The following is an 18,027-nucleotide window of genomic DNA, read 5'->3' as shown; positions in this document are numbered from 1 at the left end:
TTCTATAACTAACCAAAAGAAGCACAATTTATAAACAATCTATCAGTTTTGAAGGATATTTTTGTAATTTTCCTTGAACTCAAAATATGATTCTAAAATGGAATTTAGTTGTGTATTTAGGTCTTTGGTATCTCCAGTTTTGAGTTGTCTTTCTAGTGTAATCACTTTACTTTCTAGTATCTCTATACCGAGGGTTCCTGCACTTCCTTTGAGTGTGTGAAGCTCTTTTCGAATCTCTTCTATTTCGTTTTGTGTATAGAATGTGAAGCAGTTGTCGATTAGTTCTTTAGCCTCTACCTCAAAGTCAGACAGTACTGATTCTAACAATTCCTTACCTCCATATTTAGAGAGTTGATTGAGCGTGTTTTGATTGATCACCAAACCCAATTTTTCATCATTGAGAGCTTGTTTGATTTCTTTAGGTTCGAAGTGTACATGATCTTTGACTTTGTTGATGACGATCTGTGCTTTGATGGGTTTGGCAACATAGTCGTCAAGGCCTGCCTCTAGGAATTTTCGTTCGTCATCCTCCATAGAGTAGGCGGTCATCGCGACTATAGGAGGGAGTTTAGGGATATTCATCGATTTTAGTTTGACTGTTGTCTGCACTCCATCCATCTCTGGCATTTGTATATCCATGAATATAAGATCAAACCCTATCGTGCTGGCTTTGTCGATGGCTATCTGCCCGCTCTCGGCGGTCTCTACAGTACAGCCTGCTTTGATTAGTATTTGACTGGCGACTGTGCGATTTACTTTGTTGTCATCTACGACGAGAATTTTAGGAGCACGCTGTGCAAATTCTTCGGGGACGTTGATCCTTGACTCTGGCTCTGATTCTTTGGTTTCAACCTCCGTATCTTCTATGATGCCTGCTTCAAAAGTGAACCAGAAGGTGCTTCCGAGTCCAGGGGTAGAGGCTACTCCGATTCTGCCCCCCATAGACTTGACGAGTTCTTTGGAAATGGCGAGACCCAGGCCAGTACCACCATAAGATTTGGTGCTGGTATTGTCGAGTTGGTTAAAATTGATGAAAAGCTTATCCAGTTCGCTTTTTTGTATTCCTATGCCTTCGTCTTTGACTTGGACTTTGAATTGATGCTTGTTGTTCTCGGTCTGTTTGAGGACTAGACTTATGTTGATCGTGCCTTTTGCTTCGGAGAACTTGATGGCGTTGCTTGTGAGGTTGGATAGAATTTGAAATAATCTGGTCTCATCAACCATGATACGCTCTGGTGTATTTTGGTCTAAGTGGTAGTATATGCAGGAGTTGTTGAGTTGAGCCTGCTGAGAAAATAGGTCATAGAGTTTTTCGAAAGTATTGATGAGACGAACTGGTTTTTCTCTCAGTTGCATTTTTCCTGCTTCGATTTTGGAGAGATCCAAAATGTCATTGAGAATCACCATGAGCGTTTCAGAGGATTTTTTGATCGTCTTCACGTAATCAAACTGCTCCTGATCTAGTTCTGTACTGCCCAAGAGGTCTATCATTCCAATGATGCCATTCATCGGCGTGCGTATCTCATGACTCATGTTGGCTAGAAATCGTTCCTTGATCGCTAATGAGTTTTCTGCAAACTCCTTGGCCTCTAGTAGTTCAATGTTGGTTCGTTTGAGAACAGATATATCCCTCGCTACACCTTCAAATCCAATGGTACGGCCATCTCTATGCAGCAAACGAATGTTACATATGAAATCCATTTGCTCACCAACTGGGCGTTTGAGTCTAGCTTCTAGGTTTTGGAGTGTGTCTTTGGTGACTAGTTCGCTGATGATTTGTTCTGGAGGAATGTCTGAGACAAAAAAGCTCATGATATTGCGACCGATAACCTCATCATCTGTCAATTGAAGCGTACTTACAGATGGACTAATCATGTTGATTCGTCCCGTCATATCGCAGCGTATATAGATATCTTGTATAGATTCGAAGATTTCTCTAAACTTCGATTCGCTCTCGGATAGAGCAATCTCTGCGTTTTTCTTTTCGGTGATGTCATTGGAGATGACCGACACCTCTTCTATGTGTCCGTCTGTTTTGACGATAGGGTTAATAAATACTTCAGTCCAGTTAATCTCTTGATTTTTGGTGGTTTCCTTGTTTTGAAAGTTGATAGGGTCTCCCTTAAAAGCTTCTTGGTAGTATTGTTCCCACCTGGATTGGACTTCTTTATCTTCTGGATTGATGAGTTGCCCTAGTTTTATATTTACCCCAAAATTATGAGAGAGGTTATTGGCGAAATTGTCATTGTATGAAGTCAGTTGATAGTCTTTGTTGACCGACCAAATTTGATGACTACTACTCTGGAAAATAGCTCGTAACCGTGCATCTTGATCGGTGATTTTGTCTTCGTTTTGCTTTCGTTCGATGGCCAATGATATTTGGCTGGATACAAAAAAAAGAAGCTCTAAATCTTTGTAACTATAGTCGGATCTGTCCTCGAAGGAATGGATGGTCAACAATCCTATATTTTTGCTACCTACCGTGATCGGTACACCCAGCCATACCTGTGGGATATAGCCACCAAAATCTTCTTCTACACTTTGTAAATAGGCCTCTATCTCTTCACGATAGAGCATCTTGGCCTGTGTGCTTTTCATGATGTAGTCACTTAGCAGCTCATTGATCTTCTTCTGCTTCTTGATATCGTTTTTATCGGTTAGTGCAGTCTTAAAGTAGGGGATACTTTTCTCTTTGTCATCCGACGAAATCAATATAGAGATGTTTCGGATGATGAGGATGTTATTTAGTTCATTGAATAGGTTCTCATATAGCTCGTTGAGCTGCATGCCTTCTACATTGTAGCTGGCTATTTTAAAGTAAAGGGATTGCGCTTTTTCGGTACGGATTCTTTCGGTAATGTCATAGAATATCCCTCTAAATTGGGCTCTGCCGTTTGCGTCAAACGAACAATTGACTCTACCTGATACAAATATTTTTTTGCCTTGATCGGATAGGAACACGCTCTCGAATCTATCCAATTGATCTCCTTTGATAACCTTGTCAAGGTTTTCGACGGTTTTGTTCCATTCATCTGGACTTACAATGTCTTTGAATTTGAGTTGGTCGATGAGCTGATGATAACCCAGTTTTTCTGACCAAGCCTGATTCACGAACTGGAAGCTGCCATCTTGATCAAAGATCTGTATTAGATCGTAGGAGTTGTCAAATAGTTCTTTGAGTTGATCGTTGGTGCGTTCGAGCTGACGTTTGACGAGCTGTCTTTCTGTAATGTTCTCGCCGATGAGGTTAATCCCTGAGACCTCATTGAGGGCATCTTTTAGGAAGATGACGTTGAACCTAACCTGAATTTCTTGCTCATCTTGGGAGAAAAATTTACCCTGAAGTTGATTGGTGAATTTGCCTTTGACTGCTAGCTGGGCGTATTTTTTTTGGTTGATTTGGGTCGTCCCATCGGGTATGAACGCATCGAACAGGTTCATCCCTACGAGATCCTTGAGCTCACGCTTGAGATACTTGAGTAATTTGCTGTTGCAGAAGCGAATCGTACCTTCTGTATCAGTAGTCAATGCGACGACTTCTGAGGTGTCGAGAGACTCTTGTAGCGTGATCTCTGCGGATGCGATGGCTTGATCCTTGGTAGTCTCCAGCTCTAAGTTTTTTCTCTCAGTAGTGTCAACTGCGGCAAACACATAGCCGAGATACTTGTTATTCTTGGAATATCGAGGGATGCCAGAGTCCAACAACCAGTGATAGTTGTCATCTGTGTCTTTGATTCGAAACGAGAACTCGAATTTCTTCTTTTTGCTAATCGCAAAATCTAATGCACTCGTGTACTGTGCTTGGTCATCTGGGTGTATCAGCTCACTCCAGTTGGTGTGTTTCTCGTGCCTATCACCTAGTAGTTTTTGCCAGCCTTTGTTGAAGTAGGTGACTTTGTTAGACTCATCGGTGATACGGATGAAAACTGGCGCATTGTCTGATAGGGAGTTGGCATTGCTGGCGGTATTAGCAGTTTCTTCTACTAGGTCTAGATGGGCGAGAAAACGCTCGTCCTTGATTTTGCTAAGTGTACAGATAACGGGAAAGGAGTTGCCATTTTTGTCAATGAATTCAAACTCAAAAGGTTCACTTTTTCCATAGCTTGCTTTTTTGAGTTGATAGAGCCAGTTCTTCTTGCTTTCTTCTCCATCTACCTGATAGATCGGGAGTATTTCTTCTACTGATTTGTCCTCAAAGTCATTGGCAAAGACGAATTTCTCTTCAGCTTTTGGGCTGAACTCGATCACCTGATCCGCCTCGAAAATGAAAAAGAAACTCGCAGAGGATTCTAACAAGAGGTCATACTTGTTGTGCAGCTCCTTTAGTTCGTTTCTGAGCTTTTTGATTTCATTGACAAGTTCGGATCTCTCTTGGTTTAGGATCGCCATTCTATCTAGCAGTATTAAGCGTAAGTCTAAAACTAATAAGAAATATTAATACTAAAACACTATCGCCTGAAAGTACCATCAATCAATCGAGTAGATATTTCTTCTAATAGACATGAGTGCTATTTTATCTATATATGAATTGTCAAATAAAAGGTTTAGCTTTGCAATACTCAATAATATTTGAGTCAATAATTAAGTAAATACGCTGTTCCAAACAGTAAGTAGTATCGGTAAGAAGTAATTTCCATTAAGAATTTTCTCCTAAGAGGTATCCACTCAAGTTGGTTTGACACAAGATGTCAGATTCAAACGTCTTTCCTTCATTATTGAAGAAATAATAACAATACAAGTAGATTAAAATGCAAGAAGGAACGGTAAAGTTTTTCAACAGCGAAAAAGGATTTGGATTTATTACGCCAGACAACTCTAAAAAGGATGTTTTTGTACACATGAGTGGATTGATCCACGAGATCATGGAGAATGATAAAGTGTCATTCGAAGTAGAAGAAGGAAAAAGAGGCTTGAACGCTGTAAACGTAGAGCGCATAGACTAAGTGTCGTGTGATTGATTTGGTACTAGTCATGTATTAGTGCCATATAAAAAATAAAAAGAGGTGATCTTGCACAGCATGGTCACCTTTTTTTTATCAATGCTAATAGGGTACAGATTACAGATCGGTCGGTATCTCTGGGGGTAAAAATCAATATCCGACATTGAGCATTCGAGATTCATAATTCCAATCATTTAAATATTACCTCAAAGATTTATAATAGATAATAACGAATTTCGAACAATGAGTATTGAATGACGAAGTGATCTACTACCTCTCCCTCAGAAATACGGTGTGATCCCTTATTGCCTGCTAATCATCACTCGGCTAGAGATGTGATCATTTTCTCCTAGGACTTGGAGGATGTAGATACCAGATCGAAGTTGAAGATTATCGATGAGGTAGACTTGATTGAGCGTGTTTTCTATACGCTGTTCTAGTAAGACTTCTCCATTCAGGCTGAGTAGTCTCAGCGTTGCATCTTGTTTGGTGTTGAAGTTTAGTTTGACGTTGAAATAATCGTATGCTGGGTTGGGGTAGATTCTTATTTTCTCAGTTAGGTCTAAGGTGTCTGGCTCTGCCACATCATAGAACTCAATGTTGTCTACGAATAGGTTGTTTCCGTTTTGATTGGTGAAGGCAAAAGCCAAACGAATATCATTTTGGCCTGTATAGTCGCTGAGGTTTATTGTCATAGTTTTCCAGTCTGTTTCTTCTGAGGGATACCACTCAGAATTGGTTTCTGTGACGGCTAGACCAAGTCCATTTTGATCATATAACACTTGGTCAAAGTTGCGACCGCAATCTGTCGATAACAGTACCTGTAGTCGGTCGTTTTTGCCACTACGATAGGCATAAGAGTAGTCAAAACGAATTGCTGCTTGCTCAAATTCTGATAAATCTAACAGTGGACTTACAAACATGTTTTGAAGTCCCGTATTGATATTGCTATAGGCGTTGTAGAAGAGGCTGCGGTTAGTGAAGTCTCGGTCATCTATATAGATTTCCCAAAACTGTAAATCACTGCCACTGTAGTATTGCCAGTTTTCGTAAGGAGCAGTGGTGAGAAAGTCTATTTTAAGAGGGATGTCTTCTTGAGAATCATCGACTATAAAGTGGCTGATCCAGTTGTTGTTGTCTGGATTTTCGTCGGTTTCATTATTGGGGTTGGATACCTCAAAGGAAATTTGGTTTTCTCCAATAGGAAGGTCGGTAAAGGCCATGTCAACGGTGGTGAATTCGCCTGGATTCAAACTGATTCCGTTGACGGACTTACTTTGCTTCTCTTCATTTACGGTGGCAGTTAGATCAAAGGATGTCATGGGTAGGAAGCCGTTGTTTCTTACGGTGACATCTGCACGAAAACTATTGATACAGCTCACGATAGGGATATTCGTGAGCGCATAGATGCTGGCATCATAGTTATGAGTGCTAGAACTTACGATCTGGATGTCGTCTAGGTAGAGGTTGTTTCCATTGCCATTGTAGCCTATGAAGGCAATCATAATTTCGTCTTCAGTATTGTACTCACTGAGATTAAGATCAACGCTCGTCCAGTCTCCAGGCCCTGTGGGTACGAATGGTGCGGATTGGTAGGCTGTAGTTCCCAAATTAGGAGCCCAAGATAGCATTAGGCTATTGTCTAATGGAAAGGTCTCTCCACAATCGGTAGATATTCGTATTTCTAAACCTTCGGCAATGATGCCTGCTGTTGGGGCGTAGGCGTAGTTGAATCGAAGATTGGCTGCTGCAATCCCTACCATGCTGATCAATGGGCTGAGCAGATAATCGATCGATCCAAAAGTATCGTTGGAACTTTCTCCATAGCGCAGAGCGATGGCTTCATTGTCTACTGTGAGGTTCGGTGCGGTTTCGAAACTCCATAATGAACCGTCGGGGATGTGCCACGATGAGGTGAAGTGGGTGGTGCTTTGTGTGAAGTTCTCATAGACTGGCATGACCTCATGTGATGGCAGATAGGTTTGTATGGTTTTGCTATCATTGCTAGGATTGGCATCTGCTGTGTTGTTGACCTGATCGATAAGGAACGTGAATTGTGTGTTTTTTTCTGTTAAGAATAAACTATTAAAGGTGATGTCTACTGTGGCTAGGGGGGGCAATGTATTGGAATACTGAATTTGTTCCACGACGACTTGATCTATCAATAGAGAGATGCTAAACGAAGAGATGTCATTGTTGCCATAGTTTCTAACGGTGATGGATGGATTCAGCATCTCATCACAACTACCAGTTCCTGGCGAGATGATTCGGTATATGCCGAGATCATTGGCGACTTGTATGGCTTCTAGGAGTGCTGGACTAGTTAGTAGGCTTTTTCTGCGAGGGCTGTTCTCTATGACCGTACGCATACGCTCTTTTTGATCCACCGTGAATATATTCATGCACTTGTCTGCGGTGTAGTCCATGTAGTTTTGTGCCATGTCTTGTGTGCCGCAGGAGAAAGCGTCCGCTACGTCTGTACAGCTAAGGTTGCTATTGGTGCTGCTGCTCTGTGGGGGGGTGTCGTCGCAGTAGTCGTCTACAGTGCAGCTAGAATTATCTCCCCAGATATGTCGAAGACCCAGCCAATGACCGAGTTCGTGTGTGACGGTTCTGCCACGAGAGAAATTATCGGCGTTGTAGCCTGTGCCGAAGTATTGGTAATCAATAAATGCTCCATCGATCAGCGCGTTGTTATTGCGGTCTATATCTAACCCTGCTAGGTTAGATAGTGGCATGTAGGCATAGCCCAGATAATCTGCACTTAGGTCGCTGACCCAGATATTGCAGTATTGGTTTGCATCCCAATAACTCTCTGCTGCGAGTACGTCTAAGTTGTTGATACTGTATCCGTCTTGACTGCCTTGGACACGATCTATACCTGTGGTAGGTAGGCCCTCGGGGTCTCTTTTGGCGAGTACAAATTCTATTTGTATATCTGCCGCTACAGAGAGAAAGTCTGTTGGAGTGTCTGAAGCGTCCGTGTTAAGCCGTCGTAGATCTTCGTTGAGTGTGGTTATTTGGGAGAGGATTTGTTCATCTGGGATATTAGTCCCCGTGCCGATAGGTTCGCCCTGATGTATGACGTGTATAACAACAGGGATTGTGTATACAGTGTTGTTTTGGATGCCAGAAATCCTTGAACGTTTTCTGTTGGCTATTTTTTGCTCAATCCAGTTCTCGAATTGTTCAGTTGATTCGGGGTGCTGGAGTTTGTTGAAGGGGACAGTACCACATCTGTCTTGCGCGAAGACAGATGTGGATAGTATCAATAGTAGAATTAGAATGGATTTTTGCACGGCTATTTATTCCCTTGAAGCTAATCAATGTTTCAAAGATCCCAAAGAGGAGATTTTGAATCAAGGACTATAGTGCAGCCTGAGCGTTCTTAGCTTTTATAGCAGTCACCTCGGGAGCCATACGTTTTATGGCTTCTTCGATACCTGCTTTCATGGTCATAGGAGACATAGGGCATGATTCACATGCGCCCAATAGCTCCACGTGTACGACGAAATCATCATCTACATCTAGTACTCTGACATCACCACCATCAGCCTCTAGATAGGGTCTGATATTGGCAATGGCCTGGTTGATACGTACTAATAGCTCTTCTTTTTTATTGCTGTCCATAATTGATTTTGTGTTACCAAAGTTAACTCATTTGTACGACGTTTGTTTTGTCTTGTGTGGCATTTCTGATAGCGATCTGTCTGGCTACCGACTGTGATAGCTCCATAAAGGCATCTTCTGTGATGCCATCTTTCATTACCGCAGGGAAACCACTGTCTCCACTTTCTCTGATAGACTGTACGATAGGGATCTGTCCGAGGAAGGGTACTTCTTCTTTTTCCGCGAGCATCTTTCCACCATTTTCTCCAAAGAGATAGTACTTGTTGTCAGGCAGTTCTTCTGGTGTGAAGTAGGCCATGTTTTCGATGACGCCTAGTACAGGTACATTGATTTGTGGTAGTTTGAACATCGATAGTCCTTTTTTAGCATCCGCTATGGCTACTTTCTGAGGAGTCGTTACGATGAGAGCACCTGTCACGGGTACCGATTGTACGAGCGTTAGGTGAATGTCACTTGTCCCAGGAGGGAGGTCAATCAATAGGTAATCTAGATCTCCCCATTTTACATCTGAGATGAATTGCTTCAATGCTGAACTGGCCATAGGGCCTCTCCATACAATGGCGTTATCTTTAGGCGTTAAGAAACCGATCGATACAAGTTTTACTCCATATTGGGTGATCGGGATGATCAAATTTCTATCTCCTTCTTTGACCATCTCTGGTTGCTCATATTCACAGTTGAACATGGTAGGGATGGATGGACCAAATATATCCGCATCGATAATACCTACTTCTGCACCACTTTTTGCCAGTGCTACGGCTAAGTTGGCAGTCACCGTAGATTTACCTACTCCACCTTTACCAGACGATACTGCTATGATGTTCTTGACATTAGGAAGGGTGAAAGATTGTCCTCTGGTAGAAGTTACCTGAGCACTCATCTCAATTTTGATCTCTAAACCGTTTGCTATTGGCTCTAGTGCGGCTAGGCAGTCATTTTTGATCTTTTCTTTGAGGGGACATGCTGGCGTGGTTAACTCTACGGTGAAGCTGATGGTTGTATCACTGATCTCAATATCTTTGATCATGTTGAGCGTGACCAAATCTTGTTTGAGATCTGGGTCTTGAACCGTGCCAAGTGCTTTGAGTACGTCTTTATCTGTTACTTTCAAATCTTAAAAATGTCTATTATTTCAATTTTGGTGCAAGTTAAACGATATACCGTTTTTGTATCATAGAATGAGTTAATTTCGTGCTAGATTTGTATTTCTAAAGACCCCAAAAACTATTTTATATCCGTGATCAGTAATCATACCATAGAGGAAATTAAAAACCGTATGGATATCTATGAAGTGATCAGTGAGTTTGTAGATCTCAAAAAGTCCGGGTCTAGTTATAAGGCTCTCAGCCCTTTTACTGACGAAAAGACACCTTCGTTTATGGTGTCGCCATCTAAGAATATATTCAAATGCTTTAGTACTGGAAAGGGAGGTGATCCGATTACTTTCTTGATGGAACTGGACGGCCTTAGCTATATGGAAGCGCTAAAGTTTCTGGCGCAGAAGTATGGAATAGAGCTAGAAGAAGAGGTGCAGACCGAGGAGCAGGTCAATGCCCAAAATGAAAGAGAGAGTCTGTTTATTACGCTCAACTATGCCAAGGATCACTTTGTGTCCAATCTATGGGAGAGTGAAGAGGGGAGAAATATAGGGCTGACATATTTCAAAGAGCGGAGTTTTAGCGAAGAGACGATCAAGACTTTCGAACTGGGCTATGCGCTAGATCAGTGGCAAGGCCTCATGGATGCTTCTGCCAAAAAAGGGTATAACGAGACTTATTTAGCGCGTGCTGGACTGAAGATTGTCAAAGAAGATAAGGCTTACGATCGATTCAGAGGAAGAGTGACTTTTCCGATTCATAATGTATCAGGAAAGGTCATTGCATTCGGAGCGCGTACGCTCAAAAGCAACGAAAAAGGCCCTAAGTATCTAAACAGTCCTGAAACAGAACTCTATACCAAGAGTAAAATACTCTATGGGATATTTCAGGCGAAGAACGAAATAAGAAACCAAGCCAACTGCTACCTGGTAGAAGGCTATACAGATGTGATATCGCTCTATCAGGGTGGTATCAAGAATGTAGTGGCATCCTCGGGGACTTCTCTGACCGAGGATCAGATCAAACTAATCAAGCGATACACAGAGAATGTGACAGTGCTGTTCGACGGGGATAAAGCGGGTATCAAAGCGTCTATGCGTGGGATAGACATGATGCTCTCAGGTGGACTCAATGTCAAAGCGGTGCGTTTTCCCGAGGGTGAGGATCCAGATAGTTATTCGAAGCAACTAGGAGGAACCGCTTTTAAAGCATACCTCGATGAAAATAGTCTGGATTTTATATCCTTCAAGACAGAGCTGTATATCACAGGGACCAATGATCCGATCAAGCGAGCAGAGGCTATTCGGGAGATTGTACATAGTATCTCGCTGATTCCCGACCCGATCAAAAGAACGGTGTATGTCCAGCAATGTAGCAATAAACTAGGAATAGAAGAGGGGACTTTGATTTCTGAGCTCAACAAACTGTTAATCAAGGAAAGTCAAAAAAACAGTTACTCTTCTAATTCAGGTAGGTCACAGGGAAGTAATCCTGCACCGAGTGGAGGGTTCTTTCCACCAGATTTTCAAGGAGGGATGCCACCTTTTGGGATGGAGCCACCTCCAGATTTATTTGCAGATCCTCAGGACTTATTAGAAGAAAAAGTCAGCCCAAACGAAGTTATTCGTAACCAAGAGCGGGAGAGTATCCGTATGTTGATCAACTATGGTGAGGAAATGATCGATGGGTTTGAGGGTACGGAAACACACTTGGCCAATTATATATTGACTGAATGTGAGGATATTGAGTTTACTACATCAATTTATGAGCGAATATTGAATTTATTCAAAGAAAAACTCGTTGATGGACAAGTGCTGAACTTGAAAGATCTGCTGAATCATGATGACGATGAAATAAAAAGAGAAGCAGTGAACTTGTCTACAGAGCGATATGAGTTGAGTCACAACTGGTCCGACAAGTTTCAGATATCAGTGGCGCATGAGCGCGACTCATTACGCACCTCTGCCATGGGCAATATCCTGCGGCTGAAGTTTAGGATTATACAAAAAATGATAGCTGAAAACATGGAAAAAATGAAGACAGCTACCGATGACAATGAAATAGATGGGTTTCTATCCATTCAGAAAGATTTAAAGGAGATGGAAATGGCCATCGCCAAAGAGTTAGGAAACGTTACCGTAAAATAGAAATGTTAGATAAAGTATCAGACGCTATAGCAGCGATCAAAAGGGGAGAAGTTATCATCGTAGTAGATGATGAAGATAGAGAAAACGAAGGTGATTTTGTTTGTGCTGCGGAAAGTGTCACACCAGAAATTATCAATTTCATGGCGACTCATGGTCGTGGTTTGATCTGTGCCCCCTTGGTGGAAGAGAAATGCGACGAGTTAGAGTTAGAGCTGATGGTGGGTAAAAATACAGCTGCTTATGAGACACCCTTTACGGTATCGATCGATTTGATCGGGCATGGATGCACCACAGGTATATCTGCCAGCGATCGTGCTAAGACGATCAAAGCATTGGTAGATCCTACGATCAAACCAGAAGAATTAGGAAAGCCGGGTCACATTTTCCCTCTCAGAGCTAAAAAAGGTGGCGTACTGAGAAGAGCTGGACATACCGAGGCAGCCATAGATTTGGCACGTTTAGCGGGAATGCAGCCTGCAGGTGTATTGGTAGAGATCATGAACGAGGACGGGACGATGGCTCGTCTTCCGGATTTAAGGAAAGTAGCAGAGAAATTCAATCTACTACTCATCTCTATCAAAGATCTGATCAGCTACCGAATGGAGAAAGAGTCTCTGATCGAAAAGCAGATCACCGTGGATATGCCCACCGAATGGGGAGATTTTAAATTGACCTCATACAAGCAACTCAGTACAGGAGAGACGCATTTAGCTTTGGTCAAAGGGGAGTGGAAACCAGATGATCCGGTAATGGTGCGGGTGCACTCCTCATGTGTGACAGGTGATATATTTGGCTCGTGCCGATGTGACTGTGGGACACAGCTACACAAAGCCATGGAAATGGTGCAGACCGAAGGGACTGGAGTGGTGCTGTACATGAATCAAGAAGGTCGTGGCATTGGCTTACTCAACAAGCTCAAAGCTTACAAGCTCCAAGAAGATGGTCTAGACACAGTAGAGGCCAATGAAAAACTAGGTTTTCAAGGAGACCATAGAGACTATGGTGTTGGCGCGCAGATTCTTCATGATCTAGGGGTGAGCAAAATTAATTTGATCACCAATAACCCAACCAAGAGAGTGGGGTTGATGGGGTATGGATTGGAAATAGTAAACAATGTCCCGATAGAGGTAACCCCTAATAAACACAATCAAAAATACCTAGAGACCAAGAGAGATAAAATGGGACATAGTATTTTGAAGAAATGATAAAAAGATTGGCTTTCATATTATTGATGGTAGGTGCGGTGAGCGTTACTTATAGTCAAGAATTTTCATCCCGTGTCTGGCATACTGGATGGATGGTGACTGTTGAGGGGGATACGCTACGTGGAGAACTCAAATATGATATGGAAGCCAACTCTATACAGGTCATGCGAGAGGATAGAATCTATACCTTTAGTAGTAAGAAGATCATGTATGTCGAGTTTTTTGATAGTGTACTGAAGAATTATCGTCAGTTTTATTCTATTCCTTATAATGTATCCTATGATTACCGGGCACCTATTCTGTTTGAGGTGCTATACGAGGGGCCTACTACATTGCTCTCCCGAGAAAAAATCGTGATTGAAATGGATCCCTATAGTCAATCCTACTACTACACCGGGCCAGGATCCAGCCGTGAAAGTGTCTCAAGAACGTATTATTTCGCCTTCAAATCAGGTGAAATCAAAATGTACACAGGCAAAAAGGGAGAGATATTCACCTTGCTACCAGAGCATGGCGATGCACTAAAGTCCTACATCAAAAAGAACCGTCTGGACCTCAATGACGTGCGTGATCTCATCCGTGTGATGGCGTTTTACAATTCTATTTAGAACTTTTTCTTAGTTTTCTTTCGTTAAATTCTGTTTGGGTAGAACTATCCTTCGAGCATTGTCATCCTATAGGTACAAGTTTGAAACTATGATGTATACTAAACAGATTAATGAGTTTGCCTGACCTAGCCAGCCATCATTCGGAACAAATGCTCATGCGCGCTAAATTGGGAGATGAACTCTCCTTCAATGCCCTAGTAGGGGTGTGGTACAAGCGGATTTATAATTTTTCCTATAAGTATTTTGTTGATCATGACATGGCTACTGAGGTCTCTCAGCGAACCTTTATCAAAATGTATGATAAACTGTCTGATTTGGAAGATAATTCGAAGTTTAAATCTTGGCTATACATCATAGCACTGAATGTATGTAGGGAAGAGGGGAGAAAGAAAAGTCGAGTAGCGAAGATGTTTGTCTCCGAAAATGATGAATCTAACAGTCCACAGCAAACCGAGATGGTAGACTCGGTAGCGCACACGTTGGAACAAGCTGAACTGTCACAAATCGTGATTGATTCACTGAATATTCTTTCAGATGAGCAAAAGGAGGTTATCCTCATGAAGGAATACGAGGGACTTAAATTTAGGGAGATAGCAGAAGTACTCAATGTTTCGGAAAATACGGTGAAGTCAAGGCTTTACTATGGACTTGGTAATATGAAAAAAATATTAGTTAAGAATCGCGCATTTAATGAATCATATGGTTATGGAAAATAAAGCGAACGAGGAGAGAATCATAGACTATCTATATGGAGAAATGTCCACAACTGATCTGGCTATGTTCAAAAAGGAACTTGCCGTGAATAGTGAGCTGAAGAGACAACTGGACGATGTGTCCGGAGTGTCGGGACATTTAGATATGGTAAAGGACCGAGAAGTTGTAATTCCACCAGTAATGATTCGTAGGACGGCTCCTAAAACAAAGGGAGCGTTCTCGCATGGTGCTTTTCGATGGGGACTTTCTATCGCTGCATCATTACTTATACTCATGGTAGCTGGCTATCTCATGGATTTCAAAATTATAAAAACAAAGGAAAGCACGATGATAGGGTTCGGGGAAATGAATGTGAAGCCAGAGCTGTCAGAGTTGGAAGTGAAGCAGTGGATTGCTAGAGCTGTAGACCAACAACAGAAAGAAACGTCTGGAGCGATTTTGACGCTACAGACTGATCTAGAAACACGGCTAGGAGAAAGTGAGAAAGTGCAAGAACAGGCCTGGAATAAAGCGTTGAGCAAACAGTATGTCAAGCAGGAAGAGATTATGCAACTCTATGTCGCTCAACTCAATGATAGCAATAAGAAGATGATAGAAGATTTCTTTTTGGTTTCGAATCAGACACAAAAAAAATACATGAATAGAGTTTTGGCTGATTTCAGTGATTTTTATCAGAAGCAGCGAAGCTATGACCTAGAGATGATACAGTCCAACTTAGGTATGCTAGAAAATTCCTACAGTACACGACAGCTAGAACAAGAGAATATGTTGGCTAGCCTGTACAATATTGTTAAAACTCAAAGTAAATAGAATGAAGAAGGTAATGGTAATGCTGCTAATGGTGACGGTCAATCACCTAGTGGCGCAGGATATAGATCCTAAAAAAATGGAGAGAGATCTTAGAATCTCTGAGGATGTAATCGGTTCACTTGTTAAATCAGAATCAGAAGAAGGAGAGTATTTTTCGGTAAAAGTCAGTGCCAACTATGTGCCTAATTTTGGTGTGATGATAAAGATAGATAGACTGGGGCACTTCTCTTCTTCAAACATCCATTCGGATTTTGATTTTCATTGGCAGTTTAATGATGAAGAATGGCAGATGAACCTGGATGAAATGCAAGCAAATGCTGAGAGAATCGCCGCTGAAATGGAGATGGAGGCGCATCATCAGGAAGAGATTGCGATGAGAGAATACGAGAGAACTAGACGAAAGAGTGAGAGGGTACGAGAGAAAGATGAGCGGAAGGAAAGCGATGACATAGAAATAATTATTGAGGATAATAGAGGTGAGAGATATACGGTCATAGAGACACCTGAGAGTCCTGAAGGTGTCGAACATGGCGTAGTAGTGGTTCGAAGAACTAATGAATCAACTGATGGTGGTCAAGAAGAATACCAAAACTTATTCCATGAAGTGATAAGGGTGTATTTGGCTGACTATGCAAATTTGATGAGTCAGTTGCGGCCAGAAGACAAAGTGCTACTCACCACAGAAGTAGGCTTAAATAAATCCAGTGATCCAAGATTTAAGATTAGTGCCTATGTGCTGGTAGATGATATAATGGCTAAGAATAGTGGTAAACTGTCTGTTGAGAAATTTCAAGAGAAGATTGTCTTTTCGGAAACGGAGATTAGCCATAAAAAAATGGCAGACTTGGAGCTTTTAGCAAGTATTTTTCAGCGTCTGTATAAGTCTGATTTGGCCACTACATATTACACTTCAGAAAGAGTGCAGTATGAGATGCTTGATCATTTTGGAGCGGTTTTTAAGATGAAGATGTATTCGTCTGTGCAGTATGGTAAGGATAATTATAAAGTCGTAGCGAATGGCAAGACGGGTTTGACTGAGTCAGAGAGGAATCAAATTGTGAGTGAATTATATCCACAGTTTGAATATGAGTTGATCGAGAACGTATTGGATTACGGGAAAACGGTAAAATCTTTGAGATCGGATGAATATTTAGTGTTTCAAATCAAACTGACCCAGTGTAACGGGTGTGCAATTCCCAAAGACTTAAAAGTGACCGTACAGCAGTCTGTGTTAGATAATTACAATCAAGGTAAGATAAAGCGTGATGAGGCATTGTCAAAAATCAGCATAGATACAGGTCATTGATGCTATGAAAGAACTAGAATAAATAGCTGCGTTTTTCATCTAGGCGTATTGGGAACTTATGAAACCGGATGAAATAGGTGTGTTATTTATATCAAGAAGCCAGGCAAGAATTTATGTCTGGCTTCCTTTATTGTTATTTTACTTCACTGATTCCACATAGTCCTCCGTGTCAAAGCTTTCCTCTCCGTGGTAGCCCAAATCCATTCCTTGGTCTTCTAGAGTGTCTTCTACACGACCACCGCCTGTTAGAAAACCTGTAATCTTAAATAGTATATAGGACCCTAGCCCTGAATACACAACTGTAGCTCCTACAGCTATGAGTTGAGGGATGACTTGTGACGGATTGCCATACAACAGGCCCGCTTCTCCATTAATTTCTGGATTGGCAAAGAAGCCCGTAGCGATTGCGCCGAATATGCCGACTAGCCCATGTATCCCAAATACATCCAAGGTATCATCATATCCGAGGAGTACTTTGAGTTTGACTACCCCGAAGTAGCCTATTAGTCCAGCGATAGCACCGATAACTAATGCTCCCGTGACATCTACATAACCAGATGCGGGAGTGATACCTACTAGTCCCGAGACTACTCCTGAGGCTGAACCGAGCAGTGTAGGTCGCTTGTCTGTCGACACCCATTCGACGATTAGCCAGGCCAGACCACCTGCTGCAGCAGCTACGTTGGTCACGAGCAAGGCATTCGCTGCGATGAAATCAGCTGCGAGAGCACTGCCACCATTGAATCCAAACCATCCAAACCATAGGAGTGAGCTGCCGAGTAGCATCAGTTTGGTCGAGGATGGCCGGTGTTCCATTTCCTTATGGCCTTTTCTGTTCCCGATCAAGTACACAAGTACGAGACCTGATATCCCTGCATTGATATGGATGACCGTACCGCCTGCAAAGTCCAGTTCGCCATGGTCACTCAAAATACCACCACCCCATACCATGTGTGCGATAGGTGAATAGATGAACATCACCCAGAGGATGGAGAATATGAACCAAGTAGAGTATTTGACTCGCTCGATGATTGACCCACTGACGAGCGCCACAGCGATCGCAGCAAAGGTGCCCTGAAACATAATGAACAATAAATGCGGAATAGAGCCTACTAGATCGTCGATTTTGATACCGTGTAGCATGAAATAGTCTAAGCCTCCGATAAAGCCATTGCCTTCACTAAAGGCTAAACTATAGCCTATTACAACCCACACTACGGTCGCGGTGCAAAAGGCTGTGTAACTCATTCCGATGGTGTTGAGTACACTTTTTCGACGGGTGAGTCCACCATAGAACAAGGTTAGACCGGCTGGTGTCATGAGCATGACGAGGGCAGTTGCGATCAGCATCCATGCCGTATCACCTGTGTCGAAAGCGGAGGCTTCTGCATGGCTCAAAAAAGGCACTGAAAGTGCCAAAAGAAGCAGTACAATTGATTTTTGATTCATTTGTAATAATTGATTTATCCAATGTTTAAGTTTCTGATATTAAATAGTTTGATTTGGAGGGATTCTATTTAAACTCAATTGCAAGAATAATCATTTTATAATTCACGCAGTTAAAAACATG

General features: G+C 42.1%; 12 protein-coding genes. 7 read left to right on the top strand and 5 right to left on the bottom strand.

Going from position 1 to position 18,027, the window contains the following annotated elements; translation table 11 throughout:
- Positions 1–42: 42 nt before the first annotated feature.
- Positions 43–4,389 carry a PAS domain S-box protein gene (locus BUB99_RS14020; RefSeq protein ID WP_084190563.1) on the bottom strand — a complete coding sequence of 1,449 codons (4,347 nt, stop codon included), beginning with the start codon at positions 4,387–4,389 and terminating at the stop codon, positions 43–45.
- Positions 4,390–4,748: 359 nt separating this feature from the next.
- On the opposite strand from BUB99_RS14020, the gene BUB99_RS14005 reads away from it, so the two are divergent.
- The gene (locus tag BUB99_RS14005; RefSeq protein WP_073123312.1) at positions 4,749–4,943 is read left to right on the top strand and encodes a cold-shock protein; all 195 of its coding nucleotides are present in this window, start codon (positions 4,749–4,751) and stop codon (positions 4,941–4,943) included.
- A gap of 299 nt (positions 4,944–5,242) precedes the next feature.
- On the opposite strand, the gene BUB99_RS14000 is transcribed toward BUB99_RS14005, so the two are convergent.
- The 3 genes from BUB99_RS14000 to BUB99_RS13990 form a co-directional block, all read right to left on the bottom strand.
- A complete protein-coding gene (locus BUB99_RS14000; protein ID WP_073123310.1) occupies positions 5,243–8,239 on the bottom strand; it encodes a T9SS-dependent choice-of-anchor J family protein in 2,997 nt (998 codons plus the stop codon).
- Positions 8,240–8,306: 67 nt separating this feature from the next.
- Positions 8,307–8,570, bottom strand: coding sequence for a NifU family protein (locus BUB99_RS13995; protein WP_073123308.1), 264 nt, complete (start codon positions 8,568–8,570; stop codon positions 8,307–8,309).
- A 22-nt stretch (positions 8,571–8,592) separates the two neighbouring features.
- A complete protein-coding gene (locus tag BUB99_RS13990) occupies positions 8,593–9,681 on the bottom strand; it encodes an Mrp/NBP35 family ATP-binding protein (RefSeq protein WP_073123306.1) in 1,089 nt (362 codons plus the stop codon).
- 126 nt (positions 9,682–9,807) lie between these two features.
- Here BUB99_RS13990 and dnaG point away from each other — a divergent pair, with 126 nt between their 5' ends.
- The 6 genes from dnaG (at position 9,808) to BUB99_RS13960 (ending at position 16,457) form a co-directional block, all read left to right on the top strand.
- Positions 9,808–11,814 carry a DNA primase gene (dnaG, locus tag BUB99_RS13985; RefSeq protein ID WP_073123304.1) on the top strand — a complete coding sequence of 669 codons (2,007 nt, stop codon included), beginning with the start codon at positions 9,808–9,810 and terminating at the stop codon, positions 11,812–11,814.
- A gap of 2 nt (positions 11,815–11,816) precedes the next feature.
- On the top strand, positions 11,817–13,019 hold the full coding sequence (locus tag BUB99_RS13980; RefSeq protein ID WP_073123302.1) for a bifunctional 3,4-dihydroxy-2-butanone-4-phosphate synthase/GTP cyclohydrolase II: 1,203 nt from the start codon (positions 11,817–11,819) through the stop codon (positions 13,017–13,019).
- Complete coding sequence (locus BUB99_RS13975; RefSeq protein WP_073123300.1) at positions 13,016–13,627, top strand: hypothetical protein; 612 nt, start codon at positions 13,016–13,018, stop codon at positions 13,625–13,627. Before BUB99_RS13980 ends, BUB99_RS13975 begins: the two co-directional genes overlap by 4 nt.
- Positions 13,628–13,737: 110 nt before the next feature.
- Positions 13,738–14,343, top strand: a complete 606-nt coding sequence (locus BUB99_RS13970) for an RNA polymerase sigma factor (RefSeq protein ID WP_073123298.1) — start codon at positions 13,738–13,740, stop codon at positions 14,341–14,343.
- Entirely contained in the window at positions 14,333–15,151 is an 819-nt protein-coding gene (locus tag BUB99_RS13965; RefSeq protein ID WP_073123296.1) for a hypothetical protein, read from the top strand. Before BUB99_RS13970 ends, BUB99_RS13965 begins: the two co-directional genes overlap by 11 nt.
- A gap of 1 nt (position 15,152) precedes the next feature.
- On the top strand, positions 15,153–16,457 hold the full coding sequence (locus tag BUB99_RS13960) for a hypothetical protein (protein WP_073123294.1): 1,305 nt from the start codon (positions 15,153–15,155) through the stop codon (positions 16,455–16,457).
- Positions 16,458–16,595: 138 nt separating this feature from the next.
- On the opposite strand, the gene BUB99_RS13955 is transcribed toward BUB99_RS13960, so the two are convergent.
- The gene (locus tag BUB99_RS13955) at positions 16,596–17,906 is read right to left on the bottom strand and encodes an ammonium transporter (protein ID WP_073123292.1); all 1,311 of its coding nucleotides are present in this window, start codon (positions 17,904–17,906) and stop codon (positions 16,596–16,598) included.
- Between the last annotated feature and the right edge of the window lie 121 nt (positions 17,907–18,027).

Source organism: Reichenbachiella agariperforans, assembly GCF_900142205.1.
GTDB classification, from domain to species: domain Bacteria; phylum Bacteroidota; class Bacteroidia; order Cytophagales; family Cyclobacteriaceae; genus Reichenbachiella; species Reichenbachiella agariperforans.
This window is presented reverse-complemented; position numbering and strand designations above follow the sequence as displayed.

Excerpts from the sequence above, each read along its gene's own strand:
- BUB99_RS14020 (WP_084190563.1), bottom strand. The coding sequence starts at position 4,389 with ATGGCGATCCTAAACCAAGAGAGATCCGAACTTGTCAATGAAATCAAA.
- BUB99_RS13960 (WP_073123294.1), top strand. The coding sequence starts at position 15,153 with ATGAAGAAGGTAATGGTAATGCTGCTAATGGTGACGGTCAATCACCTA.
- BUB99_RS14005 (WP_073123312.1), top strand. The coding sequence starts at position 4,749 with ATGCAAGAAGGAACGGTAAAGTTTTTCAACAGCGAAAAAGGATTTGGA.
- BUB99_RS13965 (WP_073123296.1), top strand. The coding sequence starts at position 14,333 with ATGGAAAATAAAGCGAACGAGGAGAGAATCATAGACTATCTATATGGA.
- BUB99_RS13955 (WP_073123292.1), bottom strand. The coding sequence starts at position 17,906 with ATGAATCAAAAATCAATTGTACTGCTTCTTTTGGCACTTTCAGTGCCT.
- BUB99_RS13970 (WP_073123298.1), top strand. The coding sequence starts at position 13,738 with ATGAGTTTGCCTGACCTAGCCAGCCATCATTCGGAACAAATGCTCATG.
- BUB99_RS13975 (WP_073123300.1), top strand. The coding sequence starts at position 13,016 with ATGATAAAAAGATTGGCTTTCATATTATTGATGGTAGGTGCGGTGAGC.
- BUB99_RS13980 (WP_073123302.1), top strand. The coding sequence starts at position 11,817 with ATGTTAGATAAAGTATCAGACGCTATAGCAGCGATCAAAAGGGGAGAA.
- BUB99_RS13995 (WP_073123308.1), bottom strand. The coding sequence starts at position 8,570 with ATGGACAGCAATAAAAAAGAAGAGCTATTAGTACGTATCAACCAGGCC.